We start from the raw sequence: 26121 nt of genomic DNA on the forward strand, positions 1-26121 counted from the left end.
GCTCGCATGGCTGCATCGGTATGCGCGTTCTGATACCGTCCGCCATGCCGGTCCTTGGGACCATTGAGAAGTAGCGCGATGTACGATGTCATTGTTGTCGGCGGCGGCTCGGCCGGCGCTGCCGTTGCGGCGCGGCTGTCCGAGGATCCCGCACGGCGCGTCCTGCTGCTGGAGGCGGGCCTCGACTGGCGCGCCGACGAGGCGCCCTGGGAAGTCAGGACGCCGAACCCGATCCCGATCATCCACAAGCGCGAGTACCAGGAGAAATGGCAGTGGCCTGATCTGCTGACGCGTCGGGTGGCAGGGCAGGAGCCGCGCTTCTACTGGCGCGGCAAGGGGCTTGGCGGCTCATCGATGATGAATGGCCAGATCGCCATCCGCGGCGTCGCCGATGCCTTCGACGAGTGGGCCGCCAATGGCTGCACCGGCTGGTCGGCGAAAGAGGTGATGCCGCTCTTCTCGGTCATCGAGGACGATCTGGAATTCGGCGACGCTGTAGGTCACGGCCGCGGCGGACCCCTGCCGGTCTATCGCGCGCCGCTTGAAAAATGGGGGCCGATCGATCGCGGCCTGCGCGATGCGGCACTCGCGAGCGGTTATCCCTGGTGCGCCGATCTCAACGGTCCCGATGGTGAGGGCGTTGCCTGCTATCCCATCAACAGCCGCGACGGCCGCCGTATCACCACCAACGAGGGTTATCTCGAACCCGCGCGCGGCCGCGCCAATCTGGAGATCCGCGGCAGGACGCTGGTCGATCGCGTGCTGATCAGCGATGGCCGCGCAACTGGCCTGCGCGTTCACACCGAAGGGCAGGGCACCAGCGAGATCAGCGCACGCCAGATCGTGCTCTGCGCCGGCGCCATCCACAGCCCGGCGATCCTGCTACGCTCGGGGATCGGACCTGCCGGGGAGCTGAAGGCGATGGGGATCGCGGTCGCGCGCGATCTGCCGGTCGGCCGCCACTTCTTCGACCATCCGCTGTTCCGTGCCACGATCCAACTGCACGAGAACCTGCGGCCGATCGATCCGGACACGCGCCACACCAATTGCTGCGTGACCTATTCGTCGGGCCTTGCCAATGGCGGCAAGCGCGACATGATCCTGATCGCGTTCAACCACCGCGGCATCGGCGTGCCAGGAGCGATCGGCGCCGGCCTGTTCAACGCCTATTCGCGCGGTACGCTCAAGCTGGCATCCGCCGATCCGTCCGTCGATCCCATCGTCGAGGAGAACATGCTGGCCGATCCCCGCGACATGCTGCGCATGATGGACGCGGTGAAGCGGCTCGCCGTGATCACCTCGCAGCCGGCGCTATCAGGTATCGCCGACTGGATCAGGCTCACCGACACCGATCTGACGTTGCCGCAGGCGGCCGGCTTGCCGGATCACGAACTCGATGCGCTGCTGCGACGAGAAACCGGCGACATCCAGCATGCCGCCGGCAGTTGCCGCATGACCGGCGCGAACGACGCCGATGGCGTGGTCGATCCTGACGGCTCGGTGAAGGGCATCTCGGGCCTGCGCGTCGCCGACGCCTCGATCATGCCGTCGGACTGCCGCGCCAACACGCACTTCACGACGGTGGTGATTGGGGAGGCGATCGCGCGGATGATGATGCGGTAGCTCTTGCTCCAGCCTCTCTGTCATTCCCCGCGCAGGCGGGGAATCCAGTACGCCGCGGCTTCTCTCCTCAATCACGTCGTCTCGGAGTACTGGATCGCCCGGTCAAGCCGGGCGACGACACCGAGGGTGATCGCTCCGATGCACGTTTCAGACAGCAGACACAGCTTCGCCTTCTCGCGGCGCCGTCGCCCGAGTTTGTCTGTTCGCTTCGCGCCTTCGCGAAGACGAGGGCGCAGGGAAGGCCGGGTGCCGGCTGGCATCCGCGGTCCACTGTGCGAAGGTTGCGCTACAAGAGGCTGCACAGCGGCACACAGGTGAAGCCGAACAACCGGCCTTCCCTGCGCAGTGGGTTGACGGCTTATGTCGTGATCTCCCTGGGGGAGCGATGCACTATTGCCCCCGTCGCTTTGCGGATTGGCGAAGAGGCTTGACGTGAGAGGTAGGAACGATCGCGGCTGTTTTTGCCCGACGGGCAAATACCCGTCATCGGCGGGGCGTGTCTTTGATGTCCGATCCGGTGCGCCGATCTGCCGTCGCCGCAATCATCGATCATGCCGTTTCGCGATAGTGCACTCCAGCCCAGGTAACATGCGCGCGCGCGAACAAGGCTGGTCCGTCATCCTCACATGTATTGTCTCACACTCTGGAGAAATCGTTCTTTCTCGCCCGGCGCGTAACCTTGGGAAGCTCCATAGTAGGGTTCGTTGAATTGATTGTACGGCGCAGCCCGGTAGTGGATCCGCGGCCTGGGTGGCGTGTATGTTTGGCGAGAATTGCGCCGATTGTTCCCTCTGGCCGTTGCACCAGCATAATACGGGTTGAGGACGCACATCTGACCGTTGGCCCACGCCCTGCATTGGTCCATCGTCGTGTAGCTGCATCTGTAGTATGGGCTGGTTCCGAAAGAGACGACATACAAGCAAACGGGAAAAGCGGGATCATATCTTTGAGCCCGTGCGTGCCCCACGGTGAGGGCGATACTCACTGCCAAAACCGTCAAAGCCAATTTGCACATGAGAGCTTCCTCCAGTTGGCCCAACACACCGGTGGCACGCCGACCGTCGACAGTGCTGATCCAAGTCAATACTCACGGAGTTCCGCGCCAAACCGCCTCCAGCCTCGACGCCCGAGCTAGATCACGCCCACCATTCTCAGCGCCACGCCGGCAGCACAGCTGCCGGCAAGCACCGTCAGCATGCCCAGCTTGAAGCGGAAGATCGCGGTTGCGGCCGCGATCGACAGCACGAGCGCGGGAATGTCGACGCTCGTCAGGACCGGCCTGTCGAAATCCAGCGGGAAGGCGTGAACCGGCACGGTCTCGCGGAACAGGGTGTGGAGCGCGAACCAGATCGAGAGGTTGAGTATCACGCCGACGACGGCGGCGGTGATCGCGCCGAGTGCTCCGGCCAACCCCGTGTTGCCGCGCAGGCGCTCGATGTAGGGCGCGCCGACGAAGATCCAGAGGAAGCAGGGCGTGAACGTGACCCAGGTCGCGAGCAGTCCGCCGAGCGTTGCCGCGACCATCGGCGACAGGCCGCTTGCATCACGATAGGCCGCCATGAAGCCCACGAATTGGAGCACCATGATCAGCGGGCCTGGCGTGGTCTCGGCCATGCCGAGGCCGTCGAGCATCTCGTGCGGCTTCAGCCAGTGGTAATGCTCGACCGCCTGCTGCGCGACATAGGCAAGCACCGCGTAGGCGCCGCCGAAGGTGACCAGCGCCATCTTCGAAAAGAACAACGCGATCTGGCTGAACACGCTGGCTTGCCCGAGTATCAGAAGCAGAGCCACCACCGGCACCAGCCAGAGCGAAAGCCACAGCGCAGCGGTCCGGATCGCGCGCGCGGTATTGGGACGAACATGCTCGGGCACGGCTTCGCCGAGCATGCTGTCGATGACGGCGCCGTTGCCGCCATGGCCGTGGCCGGCGGGCGCGAATTCGGGGCGGCCGGCGCGCGCGCCGGCATAGCCGATCAGGCCGGCGGCGATGATGATGACGGGGAAGGGTATCGCGAAGAAGAAGATTGCGACGAAGGCGATCACCGCGAGCGCAATCATGATGCGGTTCTTCAGCGCGCGTTTGCCGACGCGGAAGACGGCCTCGACGACGATGGCGAGCACGGCGGCCTTCAGGCCGAAGAACAGCGCCTCGATGAAGCTGACATTGCCGTAGGCCGCGTAGACATAGCTCAGGCCCATGATGGCGATGATGCCGGGCAGGATGAAAAGCCCGCCTGCCATCAGCCCGCCCTTGGTACGATGCATCAGCCAGCCGACATAGGTGGCGAGCTGCTGCGCTTCGGGGCCTGGCAGCAGCATGCAGTAGTTCAGCGCATGCAGGAAGCGGCCTTCGGAGATCCAGTTCTTCTCCTCGACCAGGATGCGATGCATCACCGCGATCTGGCCCGCGGGCCCGCCGAAGCTGAGGCAGGCGACGCGGAGCCAGACGCGAAAGGCTTCGCCGAAGCTGATGCCGTGACCGGCATCTGCTCCTGCTTGAGCGTTACGGACATCCATCACGCCTTCACCTTGTTGGTCGGCCAGTTGTGGGTTTCGCTCGTGGCGTCGCGGCACCAGCGGTAGAAGGCATCGTAGAGTAGCATGCCGGCCTCGAGCTGTTCGAGGTCGTCATCGTACATTCGCGAAAGTCCGAGCGAGGCGGCAAGCAGGCCGGGGGCCTCCGGCGCCAGGTCCGGCCGCCCCGTGTCGGCGCCGCGCACCAGCGTGGCCAGCCGCAGCAGCGCCGGTGTCGCGAGCCCGAATTCCTCCACCATGACGTCGAAGGTGCAGACCTCGCCGCGGTGGCTCCAGAACACGTTCTCGATGTCGAACGGCGCGGCATTGAATCGCTCGCCGACAGCGACCACCTCGGATGGCGCGACAAACAAGAACACCGCGGCGGGATCGACGAAGCGGCGGATCAGCCAGGGGCAGGCAATGCGGTCGACCTTCGGCCGGGCCCGCGTCACCCAGACGGTGCGGCCCCTGGTGTCACGCGGTGGCAGTTTTCGCGTGTCGACGAGCGGCAGCTTGGCCGCCTTCCACCCCTCGAAACCGTCTTCGAGGGTCTCTGCGTCGGCGCCGAGTTGCCTCAGCCAGGCGGCCGTGCCTTGTGCGAGCTTGCCGCCGCGCAGGCACGAGACGATGGCGGAGCGGCCGGCAAAGTCGCCGCCCCATTCGGCAACGCGCTCGTGGCTCAGCCTGATCGAGCCGGGAATCAGCCGCCGGTCGGCGGCAAAATCCTCATCGGTGCGGACATCGATCAGAACAGGGGCATTGGCCGTGCCGATCAGCCGCGCCAATTTGTCAGATGATATGGTCGTGAAACTTGACATGATGCGTCCTCGCATAAATCAAACGGGACGCGATACTTGGGCATGTCGCCTCGTGGGGAGATCGCTCAAATCCCCATGGCGCTGATTACAGCGAAACCGCGCCGGCCTGTCAACCGCCTGATACATTGGCCTTGCGCGTTAGAAAGATGTGCTGCCGCGGCCTATGGTGCGTGGAGGCGGAATTCTGCGGCAGGGACGGGGTTGATCCTCGGTCGCAGCCATAGGGCGTTGCCAGGAGGGATCAACGATGACGCGCAAGATCACGCTCGCTCTCGCCATCGCAGCACTCGCGCTGTTCGCCCAGGCTGCGTCTGCGCAGAAGCCCGGCGTGGAAAGGCTTTACATCATGAATTGCGGCGAGGGCGTCGCCGGCGATATCGGGCGCTGGTCTCCCGGAGTGAACGAAGGCAAGTCGATGGACTTCGTCGATACCTGCTATCTCATCAAGCACAGCCAGGGCTGGTTCCTGTGGGACACCGGTATTCCCGACGCGGTCGCATCAATGCCGAACGGGCTTGTGCCGGTCGATCCCAAGGCCATCACCTGGCGGCGCCCGAAGACGCTCGCCGCCCAGCTCGCGCAGATCGGCGTGAAACCCGCCGACGTCAAGGCGATGGGCGTCTCGCACACGCATCCCGACCACATCGGCAATGTCGAGATGTTCCCGCAGGCGATGCTCTACGTTCAGAAGGCCGAATATGACTGGCCCGGTGCCAACAACGAGCCGCGCTTCAAGCCCTCGCATCCGGTCGAGCTGCTTGCCGGCGACAAGGACGTGTTCGGCGACGGCAGCATCACCATCCTCTCGACACCCGGCCACACGCCGGGACACCAGTCGCTGATGGTTCGACTGCCGAGGACCGGCGTGGTGGTGCTCTCGGGCGATGCCGCGCATTTCAGGGACAACTTTGACAACCGCCGTGTTCCCGCGATCAATTTCAGCAAGGAGCAGTCACTCGCCTCGATGCAGAAGCTCGCCGACACGATTTCCAGGGAAGGGGCGCAGCTCTGGATCAACCACGACAAGGCTCAGCGCGACACCCAGAGGATGTCGCCGGAGTTCTACGACTGAGGCGTTGATCAGCTCTTCGGCGCGGCCACCGCCGGCGGGCTCGCGTCCGGCGTCTTCTTCGGCTTCAGCGTGCCGGCATAGAACGAGAGCAGCCACACCAGCAGCACGGCGAGCAGATAGACGCCCCAGGCCTGCGGCGGCGTCATGGCCCAGCGCACGAGGCCTTTGAAGGTGCGGGGCGGGGGGCTGTTGTCGGTCATGTTGCGCTTGTGCGCGAAAGCTGCGGGGGCGTCAATCCGGCCGCCGTTCTGCACGGATCAGGAGCAGCGCGGCCAATGCCGACAGGCTGAGCGCCGCCGACACCATCAGCACCCTGGCGCCCATGACGTCGATGAGCAGGCCGAAAGCCAGCGGTGCGATAGCCTGCGCCATTCGCGCCGGTGCGCCGATGATGCCGAGGCGATAGCCGAAGTCCTTCGGGCCGAAGATCGAAAGCGGCAGCGTGCCGCGGGCGATCGTCAAAATGCCGTTGCCGGAGCCGTGCAGCAGCGCAAAGGCGGTCGCGGCGGGGGCGCCGAAGATGGCGACGACGGCCGCTCCAATGGGGTGGGTGAGGCAGGCGAGCCGCGTCGACCATAGCGGATGGAAGCGGCTCAGGACGCTTGCCTCGAGAATGCGCGCGATCACCTGCGCCGGGCCGATCAATGCGCCGGCCGCGATCGCCTCGACATGGCTTGCGCCGGTGGCCTCGAGGATGCGCGGGAAATGCACGGCCATGGCGCCGGTGACGGTCCAGACCGCGGCAAAGACGAAGGCGAGCAGGATCATGGTGCGATCGAGCGGAACGTGCGGCTTCTCGGCCGTCACCGCAGCCTGCTTCGCGCCCTTGATCACCGGCAGCATGAAGAAGTTGAGCGGCAGGCCGATCAGGATGTTGGCCGCGGCCCAGGCGAAACAGGTGTCGCGCCAGCCGATATGGGCAAGGCCCCAGGCGGTCAGCGGCCAGCCGACGGTCGAGGCAAAGCCCGCCATCAGCGTGATGCCGGTGATCGAGCCGCGCGCCTCGGTGCCGTAGATGCGGCCGAGCGCGGCGAAGGCGGCGTCGTACAGCCCCATCGCCATGCCGATGCCGAGCACGAGCCAGGCGAACGCCATCACCGCGACCGATTGCGAGAAGCCGAGCAGGACGAGGCCGGCGGCGATGGTCAGGTTCGAGGCCGACAGCACCTGTCGGCCGCCGACGAGATCGATCTGCCGGCCGATGCGCGGCCCCAGCAACGCGGAGATCACCAGCGAAGCCGAGAACGCACCAAAGATCCAGTTGGTGGAGATACCGAGGTCGTGCGCCATGGGATCGGCGAGCAGGGCCGGCAAATAATAACTGGAGGCCCAGGCCAGGGTCTGCGTCGTGCCGAGCGCGAGGATGATCGGAAGCTGGCGCTGGCTCATGTCAGCGGATTTCTGGTCGTCGGTGTCATCTCCAGCATTTGCGGTGCAAGGCAAGAGCGCGTCAACAGCGTCCGCGACATATTCGACCTGCTGCGGGCGGGAGCCTGGCCCGGCACACGGTGCGCGCGTGGCCTTTCGCTCGTCACGAATGCACGCCATAATGGCGCATGAAACTCACCTCCCGCCTTGCGCTGATGAACTGGCTGGCCGGCCAGGGGCTTACCGGCCTTCCCGAAAACGAGCTGTTGCGCGGATTCTGCGAGCGCTGCCGCGCCGAAGGGCTGGACCTGTCGCGCGGGCTCGTCGTCATCGACACGCTGCATCCGATCTATGAAGGCCGCGGCTTCCTCTGGAACGACCGGGCCAGCAACGAGCGCGAAATGTTCGAATATGGCTCGACCGCCGAGGGCGATGCCAACAAGAGCTGGCGCCGCTCGGTGTTCTTCCACATGCTCGAGCACGGCGACGACGAGATGGTGATCGATCTCGCCGACGCGCCCTCGATGGATTTCTCGCAGATCGGCGATCTCGCCGAAAAGGGCCACAAGCACTATCTCGCCTTCGTGCATCGCTTCGGCGAGAGCGGTGCGCTCGGGCTGATGGATTGCCTCTATTCGTGCTGGACCACGCGGCGCGACGAAGGTTTTGAGGAGGCCGAGCTGGAGGCCCTGCGCGATCTCGTGCCGGTGCTGGGGCTCGCCATCAAGTCGGCGCAGCAGATGGACATCGCGCGGACGCTGGGGCGCGTCTATCTCGGTCGCGACGCCTCCGAGCAGGTTCTGCGCGGGCGGATTTCGCGCGGCGTCACCGAGCGCATCAAGGCCGTGCTCTGGTATTCGGATTTGCGCGGCTCGACCGGGATCAGCGAGAGCATCGGGCCGGACGAGATCATCCCGTTCCTCAACGACTATGCGCAAGCCGTGATCGATGCGATCCACGAGGCCGGCGGCGACGTGTTGAAACTGATCGGCGACGGCGTGCTTGCGATGTTCTGGGGCGAGGACATGGCGGACGCGCGGCGGGCAGCGCTGCGGGCCGAGCATTTGTTCCGCCGGAACGTCGCGGCGCTGAATGCACGCCGGGCCGCGGCGGGGCGTCCGACGACATCGGCCTATATCGGGCTTCACGTCGGCGAGGTCTTTTACGGCAATATCGGCAGCGAGGACCGGCTCGATTTCACCGTGGTCGGACCGACCGTCAACGAGGTCAGCCGCATCGCCTCGATGAGCCGCTCGGTCGATCGCGAACTGCTTGCCTCAGCCGAGTTCTACAAAGGCCTGGACGCCGCCGGCCGCCGCTACCTCGTTTCCACCGGACGCTACGCGCTCCGCGGCATCGGCCGCGCGCAGGATCTCTACACGCTCGACCCCGAGGTCGACGCGAGCGAGCCGGTGACGGGCAGCTACGAGCGCTATCTGGCGAATTAGCACCGCGCCGCTGCTTCATCCCCGACCATGGCCGGCTGCCGGTCCAGCGCCACTGCGGGCGACAGCCAGATCACCAGCGCCTGCACGCCGAACACGGCGGCTGCGAGATAGAGACACGCTTCCGCGCTCCACAGGCCGCCGACGATGGCGCCGAGTGCCGAGCCGAGCGGGCGGGCGCCATAGCTCATGATGTTAATCGCGGAGACGCGGCCCAGGAGGCGCGGCGGCGTCACCGACTGGCGCAGGGTCGTGGTCGAGATCACCCACAGGATCGGCCCGACGCCGAGCAGGAAGAAGCTCAAGGCCGCGAGCCACGGCGAGGGCACTACCACGGTCAGCGCCATCACGACAGCAGCGACGAAGCCGGTGACCGGGCCGAGGCCGACCACGGTGCCGAAGGCGATGCGCTTCATCACGCGCGTTGCGAACAGCGCGCCGATCACCATGCCGACGCCGTACATCGTCAGCACGGTGCCGACACCGGCCGCGGTCAGGCCGAGATGGCGCACCGCGTAGGGCACGAACACCGCGATCTGCAAGAACCAGCCGGTGTTGAAGATGAACTGCGTGATGAACACCGGCCGCAGCAGCGGATGGTGGAAGACGAAGCCCGCGCCCTCGCGGATGTCCTGGAACGGATGGCGGCGCGGCACGGGCGCACGTGCCGGCTCATAGAGGCCGGAGAGCAGCACCACGGCGATCGCCGAGAGCGCCGCGGCAAAGCCGAAGGCCGGGCTCGCGCCCCACCATCCCACCAGTGCGCCGCCGAGTGCGGGCCCGCTGGCAAAGGCGATAGTGCGCGCGAGCTCGATGCGGGCATTCGCCGCCGGCAGCAGCTCCGCGCTCACCAGCGAGGGTACCAGCGCTGGTGCGGCCACGCTGTAGACCACGGTGCCGCACACGGCCGTGAAGCCGAGCAGCGCCAGCAGGGGCAGGTTGAGCGCGCCGAGGGCGAGCAGCAGCACGATGGCCGCGAGCGCCACGGCCCGCAGCGCCTCGGCGCCCGCCATCAGCGAACGGCGGGAGATGCGATCGGCGAGGAGGCCGGCCGGAATCGCGAACAGGACGAAGGGCAGGGTGAGCGCGGTCTGGAGCAGGCCGGTCTGGCCTTCCGCCACGCCCAGCGTCAGCACCGCGACGATGGGGGCCGCGGCCAGCGCGATCTGTTCGGCCGACTGCGCCGCCAGATTGGACCAGGCGAGGCGGTTGAAAGTGGCGGGGAGGCGCGGCGAATTTGACATGGCTCATTTCCTGCAGAGTCTCGATGGCGCCAGTATCTGCGTCCGGACACGGCCAAACCCACCCGCTTCCCGACAGGGCGGGGCATAGCAGGGCGGCAGCGGGAACCGGAGCGGCTAGATGCAGTTGCAAATGAGTTGCAATAAGGCCCAAGTTCGGTATTCTGCCCCCATGGACGCCCGCTCGCCCGATCTGACCCAAAATGCCGCCGGCTGGCGCGCTGATGCGCCGACCACCAAGAGCCTGGCCGAGGTGAATGCCACCGTCTCCATTCCGACGGCGGGGGCGTGGTGGCGGCGACTGCTGGCCTTTGTCGGCCCCGGCTACATGGTCTCGGTCGGCTACATGGACCCCGGCAATTGGGCGACCGACCTCGCCGGCGGGTCGAAGTTCGGCTACACGCTGCTCTCGGTCATCCTGCTCTCGAACCTGATGGCGATCCTGCTGCAGTCGCTGGCGGCGCGGCTCGGCATCGTCACCGACCGCGATCTCGCGCAGGCCTGCCGCGCCACCTATTCGCCGGCTGTGAACTTCCTGCTCTGGCTCGCCTGCGAGGCCGCGATCATCGCCTGCGATCTCGCCGAGGTCATCGGCACCGCGATCGCGCTCAAACTTCTGTTCGGCATCCCCCTGATCGGCGGCGCGCTGATCGCAGCGCTCGATGCCTTCCTGCTTCTCGTGCTGATGAACCGCGGCTTCCGTTTTCTCGAAGCCTTCGTGATGGCGCTGCTTGCGGTGATCGCGGTCTGCTTCGCGGTTCAGATCGTCGCCGCGGCGCCGCCGGTGGCCGAGGTGCTGCGCGGTTTTGCGCCGAAGACCGAGATATTCACCAATTCCGAGATGCTCTACATCGCGATAGGCATCATCGGCGCGACCGTGATGCCGCATAATCTCTATCTGCACTCCTCGATCGTGCAGACGCGCGCCTATGCGCGCAACGACGAGGGCCGCCGCGAAGCCATCAAATGGGCGACGACGGATTCCACCGTCGCGCTGATGCTGGCGCTGTTCATCAACGCCGCGATCCTCGTGGTGGCGGCCGCGACCTTCCACACGAGCGGGCATTCCGACGTCGCCGAGATCGGCCAGGCCTTCGAGCTGCTCTCGCCGCTGCTCGGTCTCGGTATCGCCTCCACTCTGTTCGCCGTGGCGCTGCTGGCGTCGGGCCTGAATTCGACCGTCACCGCGACGCTCGCCGGCCAGATCGTGATGGAGGGCTTTCTCGACCTGCGCCTGCCGAGCTGGGCGCGCCGCCTCGTCACGCGCGGCATCGCCATCATTCCCGTGATTGTCGTCACCGCGATCTATGGTGAGCGTGGCACGGCCGATCTCCTCGTCCTCAGCCAGGTCGTGCTGTCGATGCAGCTTCCCTTCGCCATCATCCCGCTGGTCCGCTTCGTCTCCGACCGCCGCAAGATGGGGCAGTTCGCGATACCAACATACGTCGCTGCGGCCGCGTGGATCGTCGCGGGCGTCATCGTGGTTCTGAACGTGAAGTTGCTGGTGGATACGCTGCTTGGGTAAGCGCGCTCAGTCCTGCGGCTCGGACGTTGCATCGCCCTGTGCGTCGATGCGGAGCCAGCCCGAGGGGGCGAGGCGCTGCTGCGGCAGGAAGCGGGCCTTGTAGTCCATCTTCTTGGAGCCCTCGATCCAGTAGCCGAGATAGACGTAAGGCAGGCCTTGCCGTCGCGCGCGCGCGATGTGGTCGAGGATCATGAAGGTGCCCATCGAGCGGGAGACCTGGTTCGGCTCGAAGAACGAATAGACCATCGACAGCCCATCGCTGAGCACGTCGGTGAGCGCGACCGCGATCAGCTCCTCGCCGCGACCGGTGAGCCCGCTGTCGGGGCCGCGCTTGCGGTACTCGATGATGCGGGTCTCGACATGGCTGTCCTCGACCATCATGGCGTAGTCGAGCACGGTCATGTCGGCCATCCCGCCGTGGCGGTGGCGGGCGTCGAGATAGGCGCGGAACACCGAATATTGCTCCGACGTCGGCACCGCGCTGCGCTGCTCGCCGATGATGTCGGCGTTGCGCGCCATCACCTTGCGGAAGTTGCGGGAGGGGCGGAACTCGTTGGCGACGACCCGGACCGAGACGCAGGCGCGGCACTGATCGCAAGCCGGCCGGTAGGCGATCGACTGGCTGCGGCGGAACCCGCCATGGGTCAGGAGGTCGTTGAGGTCACCGGCGCGATCACCCACGAGGTGCGTAAACACCTTGCGCTCATGCCGGCCCGGCAGATACGGGCAGGGGGACGGCGCCGTGAGGTAAAACTGTGGGGTGTCGCGCGAGTGCTGGGTCAAGGGACGTCGTGGGCCTCCGAAGTGAGTACCAGCATCGCGCTACGAAAGCCCCTGGTCAATCGGTCCGCTCGGCGGATCAGGTCAGTCAGTCTAGCGGATTCCGGTTAGTAGGTTCTTGATCACCAGGTTCTGGCGGTCTGGACTATCGGTGCACGGACCGAATTGTTGATCACGACCGTTCCCAGCACGAAATCGTGCAACAGGCGCCGGCGTCCGTTGAACAGCCCGACCAGCACCACGAACGGCGACAGGAACGAGACCGTCACCCAGAACAGCACCGCATGGGTGGCGCCGAGCACAAAGTAGCCAGGCGCGCCGTACCAGGTGCGCAACTCCAGATCCATGATCCGCATGCCGATCGTCGCCGACGAAGGCCCGCCGATGCAGGCGCCGTAATATACGATGGCCCAGATCACGGAGGCCGGCCAGGCCAGCCAGAACAGCGCCCAGCCGAGGCCGAGCGTCACCACGCCGAACACCGCGATGAAGATGTAGCCGAGGATGACGGGAACGGAGATCACGACCATGTCGATCAGGAACGCGAACGCGCGCCGGGTCGCGACACCGCGGAACAATTCCGGATGCAGATAGGGATCATAGGCGTGCGGCTGCGCTGCGCCGCCATTGCGCCAGGGGCCCGAATTGCCCGAGTTTGAATACGACATGGTCCGTTCTCCCAGGGAAAACTCCGCATGGCAGGACATGGGAACAGGCTCTTCCCCTGCCAAGGGCGCAGCGGGATCAACAAGCCGAAATATTCCGGCGATTCGGGGGCGAAGGTGAGCGCGTGGATTATCCCTGCGCCCGCAGCTTCTCCGCCGCCTTTGGCGCAAAATAGCTGAGCACGCCGTCGGCGCCCGCGCGCTTGAAGGCCAGGAGGCTTTCCATCATCGCGCGCTCGCCGTCGAGCCAGCCGTTGTTGGCGGCGGCTGCGATCATCGCGTATTCGCCGGAGACCTGGTAGGCGAAGGTCGGCATCGCGAACGTGTCCTTCACGCGGCGGACCACGTCGAGATAGGGCATGCCGGGCTTCACCATCACCATGTCGGCACCTTCGGAGATGTCGAGCTCGACCTCGCGCAACGCTTCGTCGGTGTTGGCGCTGTCCATCTGATAGGTGCGCTTGTCGCCGGTGAGTGTCTTGGCCGAGCCGATGGCATCGCGGAACGGACCGTAGAAGGCGGAGGCGTATTTCGCCGCATAGGCCATAATCTGCACGTCGAGGAGGCCGGTGTTGTCCAGCCCTTCCCGGATCGCGGCGACACGGCCGTCCATCATGTCCGAGGGCGCGATGATGTCGCAGCCGGCTTCGGCCTGCACCAGCGCCTGACGCACCAGCACCGCGACCGTCTCGTCGTTCAGAATCTTGCCGTCGGAAATCAGGCCGTCATGACCGTGGCTGGTGAAGGGATCGAGCGCGACGTCGCAGAGGACGCCGATTTCGGGAAACTCCTTCTTGATCGCGCGCACCGCCTGGCAGACCAGATTGTTCGGGTTGGTCGCCTCCGAGCCTTCGTCGTCGCGCAAGGACGGGTCTGTGTAGGGAAATAGCGCAAGGCAGGGGATCGTGAGCTTCATGGCGCGCTCGGCCTCACGCACGGCCTGGTCGACGCTGAGGCGCTCGACGCCCGGCATCGAGGCGATGGTCTCGCGCTTGTTGTTGCCGTCGATCAGGAACAGCGGCCAGATCAGGTCGTCGGTGGTGAGCACATTCTCACGCACCATGCGCCGGGCCCATTCGGCCTTGCGGTTGCGACGCGGGCGGACGGTCAGATCGAGGGCGTGAGGCACCGCGGCACCAGTCCCGCGCGCGACCTCGCGCAATTCGATCGGACGTCCGTATTTGATCGCCATTACTCTTCTCCCGGCTGGAATTATTCTTATACCAGCTCGCATGGTTCCCGTCACCGCGGCTTGACCTTCCGCAAGGGAGGGGCTGCCGATTGATTTTGCGGGGCGAAACAGCCAGAAGGGGGCCATGTCCGATATCTCCACCCGCGACGCAGCCCGCGACAACGCCAATGCCAGGGACGCCGTCAGAGACAGCGCTCGAGACAGCGCGATGTCGGTGGCTGCGATCTCGTCAGAGCGGGCCGAGTCCGACGACAATGTCTGGACGCGCCGGCTGGTCCTGTTCCTGCGGGTGATGGCGCTGCTGTCGATCCTCAAGGGACTCTATCATTGGGCACAGGTGACGGGCTTCGTCGGCGGCGAGGACGACGCGTTCGAGAACCAGTCCATGGCCTGGCAGGCCTCGACCATCTACTTTGCAGTGATCGAACTCGTCGCCGCCGTCGGCCTCTGGCTCGCCACGCCCTGGGGCGCCGTGGTGTGGCTCACGACCGTGGTCTCGATGGCGGTGATCGAGCTGATGTTCCCGGGCATCTATGGCGGCAGCCTGATCGTCGTCGGCGTCGAGGTGTTCATGCTCGCCGCCTATCTCGCGCTCGCCTGGATGGCCGCGCGCGAACGGCCGCCGTAGGGAAGACGATTTCAACACGCACATTTTCTGGTGCCCCGGACGCAGCGCAGCACGCGGTGGCGCGCTGCTGTGCCGGGGCCCCTCGTATCTACAGCCTGCGTTCCTGGCCCTCTCGTGTCCCGGACCTTCGCTTCGCTCGTCCGGGACACGAGAGTGGCATTTGTGGAGTCGTGGTGACTTGGTTGACCGCTGGTTGCCTCAAATTCGAGGTAACTTTTCATTGACCTGGCGATTTCGGCCACAGCTCTTACGCGAGCGTTTCGAAACGGGGCGGGGCTGTTCTGGAATGTGACAGCAGGTGCGGACGGAGGGTGAACAGGATCTTGCGACGGTCAACAGACGGTTGCGAAAAGTGCTTGTGGCACAGGCTTAATCCGCAATTCACTGTCTTAAATTCATGATCTCTTTATTCTCTTATTTAAGCCGATCTTCAAACGCCCCTCTTAAGTTGCACCTATCAGACGGGACAAAAGTTTCGTCGAATGAGTGTCGATAAAAACGACAACAGGGGAAGTGTCATGATGAAAGCCGTCGCAACTGCGGCAGATACCGCAGAGCGCGTTTCCGGCCCGCAGGGTTCGGTGCAGTCGCTCTATCTGGAAGCATTGACTCTGGTGGAGCGGCTGCATCGCCGGCTCCTCGACGTGATCAAGGACGAGTTCGATCGTCGTGGCCGCGCCGACATCAATTCCGTGCAGGCGCTCCTGCTCTATAACATCGGCGACAAGGAGCTGACCGCGGGCGAGCTGCGCACGCGCGGTTACTATCTCGGCTCCAACGTCTCCTACAATCTGAAGAAGCTCGTCGAGCTCGGCTTCCTCGATCATCAGCGCTCCCGCGTCGACCGTCGCTCGGTGCGCATTCGCCTGACGCCGCAGGGCCAGGAAGTCCGCCGTATCGTCGACTCTCTCTACCAGAAGCACGTCAAGACGGTGGAGCAGGTCGGCGGCATCTCCGGCGAGGAGTTCTCGACCCTCAACAAGTCGCTGCACCGCCTCGAGCGGTTCTGGACCGACCAGATCCTCTATCGCCTCTGATATTCAAGGGATCATAGGCCAAGCCGGCCATCAACAAGACCGGCAGGCCTCCCGAACGTGCCTACTTCCCCAAGCGCGCCGGCCCGGCTTGCCCCGGACCGGTGCGTTTTGATGTCGTTTCGCGCTTGCGAGAAAATTGGCCCGATAGGCGGAACCAGCTCCTCGCGTCGCAGTTGTCTCTCCGGATCGGAGGATGCGATGCTGGTCGAGCGCGGGTTGCAGGCAATGAACGTCGAACTCGTGAGCGATTCCTACGCGATCGCCGCGAATTATCTCCGCCGCTCGGGCGCAATCCCCGACACGCTCGTCACCAACGAGCGCCTGCTCGAGATCATCATCAAGCTGCTCCAGCACGGCGAATTCAACAAACTCAGGCTCGCCAACAAGGCGATCGCGCGCTTCGAGGCGCAGGCCGGGGCCAGAGCGGTTGCCTGATCAAGATTCCCAGAATTCTGTACGTCCAGAGGGTGCCATGGAAGCTGCCATTGACCGCATCATGAAGACCTATGACCTGCTCGCCAACAGGACGGCGGCGGCCAGCGACGAGGCGCGGTTAAAGGTGACGAACTACCTCAATACCCTCATGGAAGCCGGCGAGAAGGACACCCACAGGTTGACGGTCTGCGGCCTGACCTATCTGCGCCAGCTCGACGGCAGCGTCGACCCCGTGAAGGCGGGGTATACAGGGCTGTAGACGAAGCGGCCCGAAGGGCGGCGAGCCCGGGCCAATTCGACCCCTGGGGGCCACCGGCCCCGGTTCGTCAGGGTAGGATGGCGCAGCCCGCCAACCTGCGCCGGGCAATCCCGTAAGCTTGCGGGGGTTAATCCCCGGCCATCTCCACCATATCTGGCATAATTCCCACGCCCGACCCGCAAATGCTTGGCCGGGGCGGGGTGATGTGGTAGATCGCGCTCGCCGCTTCCGATCGCCACACCAAGACCCCCGTAGCCCGCCACAAGGCTGCGGCGGTGGAGATATTCGCAAGATGACCCTCGCCAAGACCGCCTCTGCGCCCGATTCGTTTTTCGCCGCCTCGCTCGAGCAGGCCGACCCGGAAATCGCTGCCGCCATCAAGGGCGAACTCGGCCGGCAGCGCCATGAAGTCGAGCTGATCGCCTCCGAGAATATTGTCAGCCGGGCCGTGCTGGAAGCGCAGGGTTCGGTCATGACCAACAAGTATGCAGAGGGTTATCCGGGCGCGCGCTACTATGGCGGTTGTGAGTGGGTCGACGTCGCCGAGAACCTCGCGATCGATCGCGCCAAGAAGCTGTTCGGCGCCAACTTCGCGAATGTGCAGCCGAACTCCGGCAGCCAGATGAACCAGGCGGTGTTTTTGGCGCTGCTCCAGCCCGGCGACACCTTCATGGGTCTCGACCTTGCGGCCGGCGGCCATCTCACCCACGGCTCGCCCGTCAACATGAGCGGCAAGTGGTTCAATGCGTCGCACTACACCGTGCGCCGCGAGGACCAGATCATCGACATGGACGCGGTCGCCAAGCAGGCCGAAGAGGTCAAGCCGAAGCTGATCGTGGCCGGTGGCTCGGCCTATTCGCGCGCCTGGGATTTCAAGCGCTTCCGCGAGATCGCGGACTCGGTCGGCGCGTACCTGCTGGTCGACATGGCGCACTTCGCCGGTCTCGTCGCCGGCGGCGTGCATGCCTCGCCGGTGCCCCATGCCCACGTCACCACGACGACGACGCACAAATCGCTGCGCGGTCCGCGCGGCGGCCTGATCCTCAGCAACGACGAAGTGCTGGCCAAGAAGCTCAACTCGGCGATCTTCCCAGGCCTGCAGGGCGGCCCGCTGATGCACGTGATCGCGGCGAAGGCGGTCGCCTTCGGCGAGGCGCTGCGTCCGGACTTCAAGGTCTACGCGAAGAACGTCGTCGAGAACGCCAAGGCGCTGGCCGAGGCGATGAAGAGCCACGGGTTCGATATTGTCTCCGGCGGCACCGATAACCATCTGATGCTGGTCGACCTCCGGCCGAAGGGCCTGAAGGGCAACGTCTCGGAGAAGGCGCTGGTTCGCGCCGCCATCACCTGCAACAAGAATGGCATTCCGTTCGACCCCGAAAAGCCGTTCGTCACCTCGGGCCTGCGTCTCGGCACGCCCGCGGCGACGACCCGCGGCTTCGGCGTCGCTGAATTCCAGCAGGTCGGCGGCATGATCGCCGAGGTCCTCAATGCAATCGCGCAGTCCGACGACGGCAAGGCGCCGCTGGTCGAGGCCGCGATCAAGGAACGGGTCAAGGCGCTCACCGATCGGTTCCCGATCTATCAGTAAGGCCAAGAAAGCTGGTTAAGGTCAACGGATGCGCTGCCCGAACTGCAACAGTCTCGATACGCAGGTAAAGGACTCGCGTCCGACCGAGGACTCTTCCGTCATCCGCAGGCGGCGCGTGTGCGTCGCCTGCAATTTCCGCTTCACCACCTTCGAGCGCGTGCAGTTGCGCGAGCTCACGGTAATCAAGCGCAACGGCCGTCGCGTGCCGTTCGATCGCGACAAGCTGATGCGTTCGGTGTCGATCAGCCTGCGCAAGCGGCCGGTCGAGCCTGAAAGGGTGGAGAAGATGGTCTCCACCATCGTGCGCGAGCTCGAGACCGGCGGTGAGGCCGAGATCTCCTCCGAGGTGATCGGCGAGACCGTGATGGAGCATCTGCGTACGCTCGACGACGTCGCCTATGTGCGCTTCGCCTCCGTCTATCGAAATTTTCGCGAGGCCAAGGATTTCGCCGACGTGCTCGGTGAGTTGTCCGGTGAGGAGGAAGCGCGGCTCGCCGCGATCCGCAAATGATCTTCCGCATCCTGGAGGATCAGTTCGCCGCGAGGATCCGCGAGTCCAAGGACGCCGATCGCCGCTTCATGCAGCTGGCGTTGGCGCTCGGTCGGCGCGGGCAGGGGCGCACCTGGCCCAATCCGGCCGTGGGGGCCGTCATCGTCAAGGACGGTGTCATCGTTGGCCGCGGCTGGACGCAAGCAGGTGGACGGCCGCATGCGGAGCCTGAAGCGTTACGGCGCGCAGGCGAGGCGGCGCGCGGCGCCACGCTCTACGTGACGCTCGAGCCCTGCTCGCATTTCGGCAAGTCGCCGCCCTGCGCCGACGCGGTGATCGCCGCCGGTATCGCGCGCGTGGTGGCGGCGATCGAGGATCCCAATCCCGAGGTCGCGGGGCAAGGCCATGCGCGCCTTCGCGCTGCCGGCATTGCCGTGGACGTGGGCCTGTGCGCGGCGGAGGCCGCGTTCGACCATGCCGGTCATTTCCGCCGTATCCGCGACAAGCGCCCGCACGTGATCCTGAAGCTTGCGGTCTCGCCCGACGGCAAGATTGGCGCTGAAGGCGGCAAGCCGCTCGCGATCACCGGCGAGGCCGTGCGCGACCGCGTGCATCTGTTGCGTGCGCAGAGCGACGCCGTCCTGGTCGGCATCGGCACGGTATTGGCGGACGATCCGCAGCTCAACTGCCGCTTGCCGGGCATGGAAGCGCGTTCTCCGGTCCGCGTGGTGCTCGACCAGAGCCTGCGTATCCCGGCCTCGAGCCGGCTCGTACGCTCCGCGCGCGAGACGCCGCTTTGGGTGATCGGCTCGGAGCTTGCGGAAGCGGCCGCTGCGACACGTCTCGGCGCGGCCGGTGCGCAAATCATGCGCATGCCGCCGAACGGTGCGGCCGGCCTCGACCTTCCGGCCGTGCTGCATGCGCTGGCCGAGAAGGGCATCACGCGGCTGATGGTCGAGGGCGGCAGCCGCGTTGCGGCGTCCTTCGTAACGGCTGACCTCGTCGACGAGATCTGGCTGTTCCGCGGCGCGGAAGAGGTGGGCGCTGGTGGGGTCGATGCACTCGATGCATTGCCCCTGTCGAAAATCACGCAGTCGCAGGCCTACGAGGTTCATGCTAGCGAGACATTCGGCCACGATACTCTCACCATCTACGAGCGCGCCTAACATGTTCACCGGCATTGTCACCGATATCGGCGAGATCGTCAGCTTCAAGCCCGTGGCGCAGGGGCAACTGCACCGCCTGCGTATCGCTTGCAGCTACGATCAGACCACCATCGCCGACGGCGCCTCGATCGCCAGCAACGGCGTGTGCCTGACTGTCGTGGCTTCCGGCGTCGCTGGCGGCAAGACGTGGTATGACGTCGATGCGGCGGCCGAGACGCTGGCGCTGACGACCGCCAAGCACTGGAAGCTCGGCACGAAGCTCAATCTCGAGCGCGCGCTCAAGATCGGCGACGAGCTCGGCGGCCATATCGTCGCCGGCCATGCCGACGGCATCGCCACCATCGTCAGCCGCGAGGACTTGCCTGACATGGCCCGGTTCGAGCTCTCGACGACGCGGGAGCTGGCGCGCTTCATCGCCACCAAGGGCTCGATCACGCTCGACGGCGTCTCGCTCACGGTGAATACGGTGAAGGATGTGACCTTTTCGGTGCTGATCATCCCGCATACGCTCGAGGTCACGACGATCGGCGGCTGGAAGGCGGGCAGTGAGGTCAATATCGAGGTCGATCTGATGGCCCGCTATGCGGCGCGGCTGACGGAAATGAAGTGACCGGCGAAGCCGGATTTGCGCTTTAAAACTTGGCTTACACGCCTGCGGCGACTACATAACGCGCCGACCCCAGTGGAACGGATTGAACGATGGCAGACGCGCGGCGCGCACCCCTGAAGGACCAGACCGACATTTCCGGCGCGCGTGCGCTTGTCGTCGAGGCCCGGTTCTATGACGATCTCCAGGACGCGCTCCTGGATGGCGCGGTCGCCGAGCTGAAGGCGGCCGGGTTGACGCACGACGTCATCACGGTTCCCGGCGCGCTGGAGATCCCGGCGGCGGTTGCGATCGCCGTCGATGCGGCTGCAGCGAACGGCAAGCCTTATGACGCCGTGATTGCGCTCGGCTGCGTGATCCGCGGCGACACCATTCATTTCGAGATCGTCTCGCAGGAATCCTCGCGCGCGCTGATGGAGCTCGCGGTGGCGCGCAAACTGCCGCTCGGCAACGGCATCCTCACCGTCAACAATGAAGACCAGGCCTGGGCACGGGCACGCGCCAGCGAACTCAACAAGGGCGGCGATGCCGCTCGCGCGGCGCTTGCGATGCTGCGCATCAAGCGCCGTCTGGCGCGGGCCTGAGCCATGGCTGACACCAGAAAACCGGCGGGCGTGGCGGAGAAGAAAGCGAACCGGCGCGGTGCGGCGCGGCTCGCAGCCGTTCAGGCGCTGTACCAGATGGATATCGCCGGTGCCGGCATCAACGACATCTTTGCCGAGTTCGAGAGCCACTGGCTCGGCAACGAGGTCGAGGGCGACACCTATCTGCCGGCGGAAGCCGCGTTCTTCCGCGACGTCGTCTCCGGCGTCGTGCGCGACCAGAAGAAGCTCGATCCCTTGATCGACGAGGCGCTGTCGAAGGGCTGGCCGCTGAAGCGCATCGAAGCGATCCTGCGCGCGGTGCTGCGGGCAGGGGCTTACGAATTGGAACATCGCAAGGACGTGCCGGGCCGCGTCGTGATCTCCGAATATGTCGACGTCGCCAACGCCTTCGTTGACCGCGAGGAGACCGGCATGGTCAACGCCGTGCTCGACCAGATCGGCCGCCAGTTTCGCGGCGACGAGTTCGGGCGGGGATAGGGCAAAGCCGGAGGTTGGGCTGACATCGATGACCACTCCGCAAAGTCCTTCCGCCGAAGACTCCCTCATCGCGCGCTATTTCAAACCGCTGGCGACCGACCCCGGTGCGTTCGGGCTGGTCGATGACGCGGCGATCCTGTCCTCGTCCGGCGACGACATCGTCGTCACCACCGATGCCGTGGTCGAGGGCGTGCATTATCTTGCCACCGATCCCCCCGACACCATCGCGCGCAAGGCGCTGCGGGTGAATCTGTCCGACATCGCCGCCAAGGGGGCGGTGCCGGCCGGCTTCGTGCTGACGCTGGCGCTGCGCAGCAAGGAGGATGCCTGGCTCAAACCGTTCGCGGATGCGCTCGGCGAGGACGTGAAGACTTTCGCGTGCCCGCTGCTCGGCGGCGACACGGTGTCGACGCCGGGGCCGCAGATGGTCTCGATCACCGCCTTCGGCCGCGTGCCGAAAGGGCGGATGGTCGGCCGCACCGGCGCGAGGCCGGGCGACCGCATCCTGGTCACGGGGACGATCGGCGATGCCGCGCTCGGCCTCGACGTGCTCACTGGCGGCAAGGCAGCCGCGGCGCTCGTATCCGATCCCGCAGCAAAGGAAGCGCTCGTTTCGCGCTATAGGATCCCTCAGCCGCGCAATGTGCTGGCGCGGGCCGTGCGCGACCACGCGACAGCCGCGATGGACGTCTCCGACGGGCTTGCCGGCGATCTGACCAAACTCTGTGCAGCTTCGGGTGTCTCGGCCACCGTCGATGTGGCGAGCGTCCCGCTCTCAGCCGTGGCGGCCGGTCTGGTGGCTCGCAAGACCATTTGCGTTGAGACGCTGCTGGCCGGCGGCGACGACTACGAAGTGCTGTGCACGGTGCCGCCGGCAGAGAGCGATGCGCTGATCGCTGCAGGGAAGGTGGCAGGCGTGGCCATCACCGCGATCGGCACGATCGTCGCGGGCCAAGAGCGGCCACGCTTCCTGGACGGGCAGGGCCGAGAACTCACCTTGACGCGCCTGTCGTACAGCCACTTCTAGGGATTACGCTGAGTCGGCGGCTAGGCGCTCGGGATCAGGTCCAAATACCTGCCGAGATCGGCCTTTTCGCACCTATCTGGCGTTGCACCCTCAATTTGATTTTGGCAAGCTTGCGACCGACTGGGGCCGCCCCTTCGGGCAAGGGGCGGCCCTGTTCAACATAAGGGCGCCACTCCGTTTGACGGAAAAACAAAAGGCGCCGGGGGTACGTACATCAAGGATCTGAGGCAAAAATCACATGACAGCATTATGGTTGATAGTGCTCTGCGGAGTGCTTTCCGTCGTCTACGCGATTTGGGCGACGTCTTCGGTGTTGAGTGCGGATGCGGGGTCACCGCGCATGCAGGAGATCGCAGGAGCGGTGCGTGAAGGCGCACAGGCCTATCTCCGGCGCCAGTACACCACGATCGGCATCGTCGGCATCGTCATCTTCGTGCTGCTTGCCTACTTCCTCGGACTCTATGTCGCGATCGGTTTTGCAATCGGCGCGATCCTGTCGGGAGCCGCCGGCTTCATCGGCATGAACGTCTCGGTCCGCGCCAATGTGCGCACCGCCCAGGCGGCGACGACGTCGCTCGCCGGCGGCCTCGAACTCGCCTTCAAGGCGGGTGCCATCACCGGTATGCTGGTGGCGGGTCTCGCTCTGCTCGGCGTGACGCTCTATTTCGGCTTCCTGGTCCATTCGTTGAAGCTCGCGCCCGACAGCCGCACGGTCGTCGACGCCATGGTGGCGCTCGGCTTCGGCGCCTCGCTGATCTCGATCTTCGCCCGTCTCGGCGGCGGCATCTTCACCAAGGGTGCGGACGTCGGCGGTGATCTCGTCGGCAAGGTCGAAGCGGGCATTCCGGAGGATGATCCGCGCAACCCGGCGACGATCGCCGACAACGTCGGTGACAACGTCGGTGACTGCGCCGGCATGGCCGCCGACCTGTTCGAGACCTATGCGGTGACCGCGGTTGCCACCATGGTGTTGGCTGCGATCTTCTTCGCCAAGACGCCGATCCTCGCCAACATGATGACGCTGCCGCTCGCCATCGGCGGCATCTGCATCATCACCTCGATCATCGGCACCTTCTTCGTGAAGCTCGGGCCCAGCCAGTCGATCATGGGCGCGCTCTACAAGGGCCTGATCGCAACCGGCATCCTGTCGCTGATCGGCATCGCCGTGGTGATCTATTACCTGATCGGCTTCGGCAAGCTCGACGGCGTCGACTACACCGGCATGGCGCTGTTCGAATGCGGCGTGGTCGGCCTCATCGTCACCGCGCTGATCATCTGGATCACCGAGTACTACACCGGCACGGACTATCGTCCGGTGAAGTCGATCGCCCAGGCCTCGGTGACCGGTCACGGCACCAACGTGATCCAGGGCCTCGCTGTCTCGATGGAAGCGACCGCGCTGCCCGCGCTCGTCATCATCGCCGGCATCCTGGTCACCTACAGCCTCGCCGGCCTGTTCGGCATCGCGATCGCGACCGCCACCATGCTGGCGCTGGCCGGCATGGTCGTCGCGCTCGACGCCTTCGGCCCGGTGACCGACAACGCCGGCGGCATCGCCGAAATGGCGGGCCTGCCCAAGGAGGTGCGCAAGTCGACCGATGCGCTCGACGCGGTCGGCAACACCACCAAGGCGGTGACGAAGGGCTACGCGATCGGCTCCGCCGGTCTGGGTGCTCTCGTGCTGTTCGCGGCCTACAACCAGGACCTCAAGTTCTTCGTTGGGGATTCCGCGAACCACGCCTACTTCGCCGGCGTCAATCCGGACTTCTCGCTGAACAATCCGTACGTCGTGGTGGGCCTCTTGTTCGGCGGCCTGCTGCCGTATCTGTTCGGGGCGATGGGCATGACGGCCGTGGGCCGTGCGGCCGGCGCGATCGTCGAGGAGGTGCGACGTCAGTTCCGTGAGAAGCCGGGCATCATGCAGGGCACCGACAAGCCTGACTACGGCAAGGCGGTCGACCTGCTGACGCGGGCGGCGATCAAGGAAATGATCATCCCCTCGCTGCTTCCGGTGCTGTCGCCGATCGTCGTCTACTTCGTGATCTATGCGATCGCGGGCGGCGGCGTGGCCGGCAAGTCGGCGGCGTTCTCGGCCGTGGGCGCGATGCTGCTCGGCGTGATCGTGACGGGTCTGTTCGTCGCGATCTCCATGACCTCGGGCGGCGGCGCCTGGGACAACGCCAAGAAGTACATCGAGGACGGCCATTTCGGCGGCAAGGGTAGTGATGCCCACAAGTCGGCGGTGACAGGCGACACCGTCGGCGATCCCTACAAGGACACGGCGGGCCCCGCGGTGAACCCGATGATCAAGATCACCAACATCGTGGCCCTGTTGCTGCTGGCGATCCTGGCGCACTGAGCGGCGTCAACGACACAAGACAAAAACCCCGCGGTGCGAGCCGCGGGGTTTCGTTTGGTGCAGAGAGGGAACTACTGCACGTCCATCTGCAATCCTTCCTTCTGGATGATGCCGGCGAATTTCTTCGTCTCGGCGTCCACGAAGTCGGCGAATTGCTGCGGGGTGCCGTAGTCGGCGCGGGCGCCCATGGCGGTGATCTGCTTCCTGATGTCGTCGCGCTCCAGCAGCGCCTTGACCTGGAGGTTGAGCGCGTCGAGCACGGGGGCGGGGACACCCTTCGGCAGAAATACCGAGAACCATGACGACACGTCGAACTTCGCAAGCTCCGGCGCGCTCTCGCGCATCGTCGGCAGGTTCGGCGCAAGTTCGCTGCGCTCGGTCGTCGTGACGCAGAGCCCGTTGAGCGTGCCGTTCTGCACCTGCGGCAGACTCGGATAGAGATTGTCGAACAGGATCTGGATGTCGCCGGCGAGCGCGGCCTGGAGCGCTGGGCCCGCGCCGCGGAACGGGATGTGCGTCATCTTGAGCCCGGTGAGCTGGAGGAACCAGGCGCCGGTGAGGTGAGGGCTCTGGCCGACGCCGGACGAGGCGTAGCTCAGCTTGTCCGGGTTGGCCTTGAGATAGGCGATCAGCTCGGCGACCGACTTGATGCCGGTCTTCGGATGCGCCGACACGATGTTCGGGATCCGGATCATGTTGCTGACGGGCTGGAGCTGGTCCGGCTTGTAGCTGAGGTTCTTGAAGATGCTGTAGGCGATCGCGTTCGGCCCGGGATTGCCGATCAGGATGGTGTGGCCGTCAGCCTTGGAGCGAACCACTTCGCCGGTCCCGATCGTGCCGCCACCACCCGAGCGATTCTCCACGACCGCGGTCTGGCCCCAGGCGGATTGGAGATGGGCGGCGAGCAATCGCCCCATCACATCGGTCGAGCCGCCGGCCGCGGCCGGCACGATGATGCGGACATTCTCGGTCGGCTTCCAGTCGGCAAGGCTCGATCGCGGCAGGATCGCGGCGGCCGAGAGGCCAGCGGCGCCCGCAAGCACGCGACGACGGGACAACAATTTGTTCTGAAGTTTCTTGAGCACGAATCCCCTCCCAGCTTCTTGTTTTGCCGGGAGGGTAGGGAACCGGTCGCACGACGGCAAGCCGCATGCGAGAGCGCGCGTCGTGCGAAGAGCGGCACGACGCCGCAGG

The 26121-nt window shown here is 65.5% G+C and carries 26 protein-coding genes; 16 read left to right on the forward strand and 10 right to left on the reverse strand.

The genetic code is table 11. The features are described 5' to 3' along the window. The first annotated feature begins 78 nt into the window (after positions 1-78). On the forward strand, positions 79-1623 hold the full coding sequence (locus tag XH90_RS16665; protein WP_194482456.1) for a GMC family oxidoreductase: 1545 nt from the start codon (positions 79-81) through the stop codon (positions 1621-1623). A gap of 622 nt (positions 1624-2245) precedes the next feature. Here the strand turns inward: XH90_RS16665 and XH90_RS39830 are convergent. From XH90_RS39830 to XH90_RS16680, 3 genes are all read right to left on the reverse strand, one after another. Next, positions 2246-2638, reverse strand: coding sequence for a DUF3551 domain-containing protein (locus XH90_RS39830; protein ID WP_194482457.1), 393 nt, complete (start codon positions 2636-2638; stop codon positions 2246-2248). Positions 2639-2754: 116 nt separating this feature from the next. Further along, complete coding sequence (gene chrA, locus XH90_RS16675) at positions 2755-4140, reverse strand: chromate efflux transporter (protein WP_194482458.1); 1386 nt, start codon at positions 4138-4140, stop codon at positions 2755-2757. Then, positions 4140-4958, reverse strand: coding sequence for a chromate resistance protein ChrB domain-containing protein (locus tag XH90_RS16680; protein ID WP_194482459.1), 819 nt, complete (start codon positions 4956-4958; stop codon positions 4140-4142). Before XH90_RS16680 ends, chrA begins: the two co-directional genes overlap by 1 nt. A gap of 247 nt (positions 4959-5205) precedes the next feature. Here XH90_RS16680 and XH90_RS16685 point away from each other — a divergent pair, with 247 nt between their 5' ends. Continuing rightward, positions 5206-6030: an N-acyl homoserine lactonase family protein gene (locus XH90_RS16685; RefSeq protein WP_194482460.1), complete on the forward strand. Its 825-nt coding sequence runs from the start codon at positions 5206-5208 to the stop codon at positions 6028-6030. An 8-nt stretch (positions 6031-6038) separates the two neighbouring features. Here the strand turns inward: XH90_RS16685 and XH90_RS16690 are convergent, their stop codons facing one another. Both XH90_RS16690 and XH90_RS16695 read right to left on the reverse strand, forming a co-directional pair. Next, complete coding sequence (locus XH90_RS16690; RefSeq protein WP_194482461.1) at positions 6039-6230, reverse strand: hypothetical protein; 192 nt, start codon at positions 6228-6230, stop codon at positions 6039-6041. 31 nt (positions 6231-6261) lie between these two features. After that, entirely contained in the window at positions 6262-7419 is a 1158-nt protein-coding gene (locus XH90_RS16695; protein WP_194482462.1) for an MFS transporter, read from the reverse strand. Between the two features lie 167 nt (positions 7420-7586). Between XH90_RS16695 and XH90_RS16700 the strand changes: the two genes are divergently transcribed. Then, entirely contained in the window at positions 7587-8846 is a 1260-nt protein-coding gene (locus XH90_RS16700; protein ID WP_194482463.1) for an adenylate/guanylate cyclase domain-containing protein, read from the forward strand. On the opposite strand, the gene XH90_RS16705 is transcribed toward XH90_RS16700, so the two are convergent. Then, complete coding sequence (locus XH90_RS16705; RefSeq protein WP_194482464.1) at positions 8843-10087, reverse strand: MFS transporter; 1245 nt, start codon at positions 10085-10087, stop codon at positions 8843-8845. The genes XH90_RS16700 and XH90_RS16705 overlap by 4 nt on opposite strands. Before the next feature lie 169 nt (positions 10088-10256). On the opposite strand from XH90_RS16705, the gene XH90_RS16710 reads away from it, so the two are divergent. Next, positions 10257-11609: an Nramp family divalent metal transporter gene (locus tag XH90_RS16710; RefSeq protein WP_194482465.1), complete on the forward strand. Its 1353-nt coding sequence runs from the start codon at positions 10257-10259 to the stop codon at positions 11607-11609. 6 nt (positions 11610-11615) lie between these two features. Here the strand turns inward: XH90_RS16710 and XH90_RS16715 are convergent, their stop codons facing one another. From XH90_RS16715 to hemB, 3 genes are all read right to left on the reverse strand, one after another. Further along, the gene (locus XH90_RS16715; protein ID WP_194482466.1) at positions 11616-12392 is read right to left on the reverse strand and encodes an arginyltransferase; all 777 of its coding nucleotides are present in this window, start codon (positions 12390-12392) and stop codon (positions 11616-11618) included. Positions 12393-12511: 119 nt separating this feature from the next. After that, positions 12512-13057, reverse strand: a complete 546-nt coding sequence (locus XH90_RS16720; RefSeq protein WP_194482467.1) for an RDD family protein — start codon at positions 13055-13057, stop codon at positions 12512-12514. 127 nt (positions 13058-13184) lie between these two features. Then, a complete protein-coding gene (gene hemB, locus XH90_RS16725; RefSeq protein WP_194482468.1) occupies positions 13185-14246 on the reverse strand; it encodes a porphobilinogen synthase in 1062 nt (353 codons plus the stop codon). A gap of 124 nt (positions 14247-14370) precedes the next feature. Here hemB and XH90_RS16730 point away from each other — a divergent pair, with 124 nt between their 5' ends. The 12 genes from XH90_RS16730 (at position 14371) to XH90_RS16785 (ending at position 24927) form a co-directional block, all read left to right on the forward strand. Then, on the forward strand, positions 14371-14874 hold the full coding sequence (locus XH90_RS16730) for a DUF6163 family protein (RefSeq protein ID WP_194482469.1): 504 nt from the start codon (positions 14371-14373) through the stop codon (positions 14872-14874). 518 nt (positions 14875-15392) lie between these two features. Beyond that, a complete protein-coding gene (gene ldtR / locus XH90_RS16735) occupies positions 15393-15911 on the forward strand; it encodes a transcriptional regulator LdtR (RefSeq protein WP_027529973.1) in 519 nt (172 codons plus the stop codon). Positions 15912-16109: 198 nt separating this feature from the next. Continuing rightward, positions 16110-16346, forward strand: a complete 237-nt coding sequence (locus tag XH90_RS16740) for a hypothetical protein (RefSeq protein ID WP_194482470.1) — start codon at positions 16110-16112, stop codon at positions 16344-16346. A gap of 37 nt (positions 16347-16383) precedes the next feature. Next, positions 16384-16605, forward strand: a complete 222-nt coding sequence (locus XH90_RS16745; protein WP_194482471.1) for a hypothetical protein — start codon at positions 16384-16386, stop codon at positions 16603-16605. Positions 16606-16897: 292 nt separating this feature from the next. Next, on the forward strand, positions 16898-18196 hold the full coding sequence (gene glyA / locus XH90_RS16750) for a serine hydroxymethyltransferase (RefSeq protein ID WP_194482472.1): 1299 nt from the start codon (positions 16898-16900) through the stop codon (positions 18194-18196). A gap of 28 nt (positions 18197-18224) precedes the next feature. Then, a complete protein-coding gene (nrdR, locus tag XH90_RS16755; protein WP_128951432.1) occupies positions 18225-18707 on the forward strand; it encodes a transcriptional regulator NrdR in 483 nt (160 codons plus the stop codon). Then, positions 18704-19852 carry a bifunctional diaminohydroxyphosphoribosylaminopyrimidine deaminase/5-amino-6-(5-phosphoribosylamino)uracil reductase RibD gene (ribD, locus tag XH90_RS16760; RefSeq protein WP_194482473.1) on the forward strand — a complete coding sequence of 383 codons (1149 nt, stop codon included), beginning with the start codon at positions 18704-18706 and terminating at the stop codon, positions 19850-19852. Before nrdR ends, ribD begins: the two co-directional genes overlap by 4 nt. A 1-nt stretch (position 19853) precedes the next feature. After that, complete coding sequence (locus tag XH90_RS16765) at positions 19854-20462, forward strand: riboflavin synthase (RefSeq protein WP_194482474.1); 609 nt, start codon at positions 19854-19856, stop codon at positions 20460-20462. A gap of 89 nt (positions 20463-20551) precedes the next feature. Next, complete coding sequence (gene ribH, locus XH90_RS16770) at positions 20552-21043, forward strand: 6,7-dimethyl-8-ribityllumazine synthase (RefSeq protein ID WP_194482475.1); 492 nt, start codon at positions 20552-20554, stop codon at positions 21041-21043. 3 nt (positions 21044-21046) lie between these two features. Further along, a complete protein-coding gene (nusB, locus tag XH90_RS16775; RefSeq protein WP_194482476.1) occupies positions 21047-21541 on the forward strand; it encodes a transcription antitermination factor NusB in 495 nt (164 codons plus the stop codon). Positions 21542-21569: 28 nt separating this feature from the next. Then, positions 21570-22568: a thiamine-phosphate kinase gene (gene thiL / locus XH90_RS16780; RefSeq protein WP_194482477.1), complete on the forward strand. Its 999-nt coding sequence runs from the start codon at positions 21570-21572 to the stop codon at positions 22566-22568. Positions 22569-22806: 238 nt separating this feature from the next. Beyond that, a complete protein-coding gene (locus XH90_RS16785; RefSeq protein WP_194482478.1) occupies positions 22807-24927 on the forward strand; it encodes a sodium-translocating pyrophosphatase in 2121 nt (706 codons plus the stop codon). 71 nt (positions 24928-24998) lie between these two features. Here the strand turns inward: XH90_RS16785 and XH90_RS16790 are convergent, their stop codons facing one another. Continuing rightward, the gene (locus XH90_RS16790) at positions 24999-26012 is read right to left on the reverse strand and encodes a tripartite tricarboxylate transporter substrate binding protein (protein WP_194482479.1); all 1014 of its coding nucleotides are present in this window, start codon (positions 26010-26012) and stop codon (positions 24999-25001) included. Between the last annotated feature and the right edge of the window lie 109 nt (positions 26013-26121).

Source organism: Bradyrhizobium sp. CCBAU 53338 (assembly GCF_015291665.1).
Classification (GTDB): Bacteria; Pseudomonadota; Alphaproteobacteria; order Rhizobiales; family Xanthobacteraceae; genus Bradyrhizobium.

Coding starts and splice junctions, on each gene's coding strand:
- XH90_RS16680 (WP_194482459.1), bottom strand. CDS start 4,958: ATGTCAAGTTTCACGACCATATCATCTGACAAATTGGCGCGGCTGATC.
- chrA (WP_194482458.1), bottom strand. CDS start 4,140: ATGGATGTCCGTAACGCTCAAGCAGGAGCAGATGCCGGTCACGGCATC.
- XH90_RS16665 (WP_194482456.1), top strand. CDS start 79: ATGTACGATGTCATTGTTGTCGGCGGCGGCTCGGCCGGCGCTGCCGTT.
- XH90_RS16695 (WP_194482462.1), bottom strand. CDS start 7,419: ATGAGCCAGCGCCAGCTTCCGATCATCCTCGCGCTCGGCACGACGCAG.
- XH90_RS16730 (WP_194482469.1), top strand. CDS start 14,371: ATGTCCGATATCTCCACCCGCGACGCAGCCCGCGACAACGCCAATGCC.
- ldtR (WP_027529973.1), top strand. CDS start 15,393: ATGATGAAAGCCGTCGCAACTGCGGCAGATACCGCAGAGCGCGTTTCC.
- ribH (WP_194482475.1), top strand. CDS start 20,552: ATGGCAGACGCGCGGCGCGCACCCCTGAAGGACCAGACCGACATTTCC.
- ribD (WP_194482473.1), top strand. CDS start 18,704: ATGATCTTCCGCATCCTGGAGGATCAGTTCGCCGCGAGGATCCGCGAG.
- hemB (WP_194482468.1), bottom strand. CDS start 14,246: ATGGCGATCAAATACGGACGTCCGATCGAATTGCGCGAGGTCGCGCGC.
- nrdR (WP_128951432.1), top strand. CDS start 18,225: ATGCGCTGCCCGAACTGCAACAGTCTCGATACGCAGGTAAAGGACTCG.
- XH90_RS16705 (WP_194482464.1), bottom strand. CDS start 10,087: ATGTCAAATTCGCCGCGCCTCCCCGCCACTTTCAACCGCCTCGCCTGG.
- XH90_RS16700 (WP_194482463.1), top strand. CDS start 7,587: ATGAAACTCACCTCCCGCCTTGCGCTGATGAACTGGCTGGCCGGCCAG.
- XH90_RS16745 (WP_194482471.1), top strand. CDS start 16,384: ATGGAAGCTGCCATTGACCGCATCATGAAGACCTATGACCTGCTCGCC.
- XH90_RS16785 (WP_194482478.1), top strand. CDS start 22,807: ATGACAGCATTATGGTTGATAGTGCTCTGCGGAGTGCTTTCCGTCGTC.
- XH90_RS16740 (WP_194482470.1), top strand. CDS start 16,110: ATGCTGGTCGAGCGCGGGTTGCAGGCAATGAACGTCGAACTCGTGAGC.
- XH90_RS16710 (WP_194482465.1), top strand. CDS start 10,257: ATGGACGCCCGCTCGCCCGATCTGACCCAAAATGCCGCCGGCTGGCGC.
- glyA (WP_194482472.1), top strand. CDS start 16,898: ATGACCCTCGCCAAGACCGCCTCTGCGCCCGATTCGTTTTTCGCCGCC.
- nusB (WP_194482476.1), top strand. CDS start 21,047: ATGGCTGACACCAGAAAACCGGCGGGCGTGGCGGAGAAGAAAGCGAAC.
- XH90_RS16685 (WP_194482460.1), top strand. CDS start 5,206: ATGACGCGCAAGATCACGCTCGCTCTCGCCATCGCAGCACTCGCGCTG.
- thiL (WP_194482477.1), top strand. CDS start 21,570: ATGACCACTCCGCAAAGTCCTTCCGCCGAAGACTCCCTCATCGCGCGC.
- XH90_RS16765 (WP_194482474.1), top strand. CDS start 19,854: ATGTTCACCGGCATTGTCACCGATATCGGCGAGATCGTCAGCTTCAAG.
- XH90_RS16720 (WP_194482467.1), bottom strand. CDS start 13,057: ATGTCGTATTCAAACTCGGGCAATTCGGGCCCCTGGCGCAATGGCGGC.
- XH90_RS16690 (WP_194482461.1), bottom strand. CDS start 6,230: ATGACCGACAACAGCCCCCCGCCCCGCACCTTCAAAGGCCTCGTGCGC.
- XH90_RS39830 (WP_194482457.1), bottom strand. CDS start 2,638: ATGTGCAAATTGGCTTTGACGGTTTTGGCAGTGAGTATCGCCCTCACC.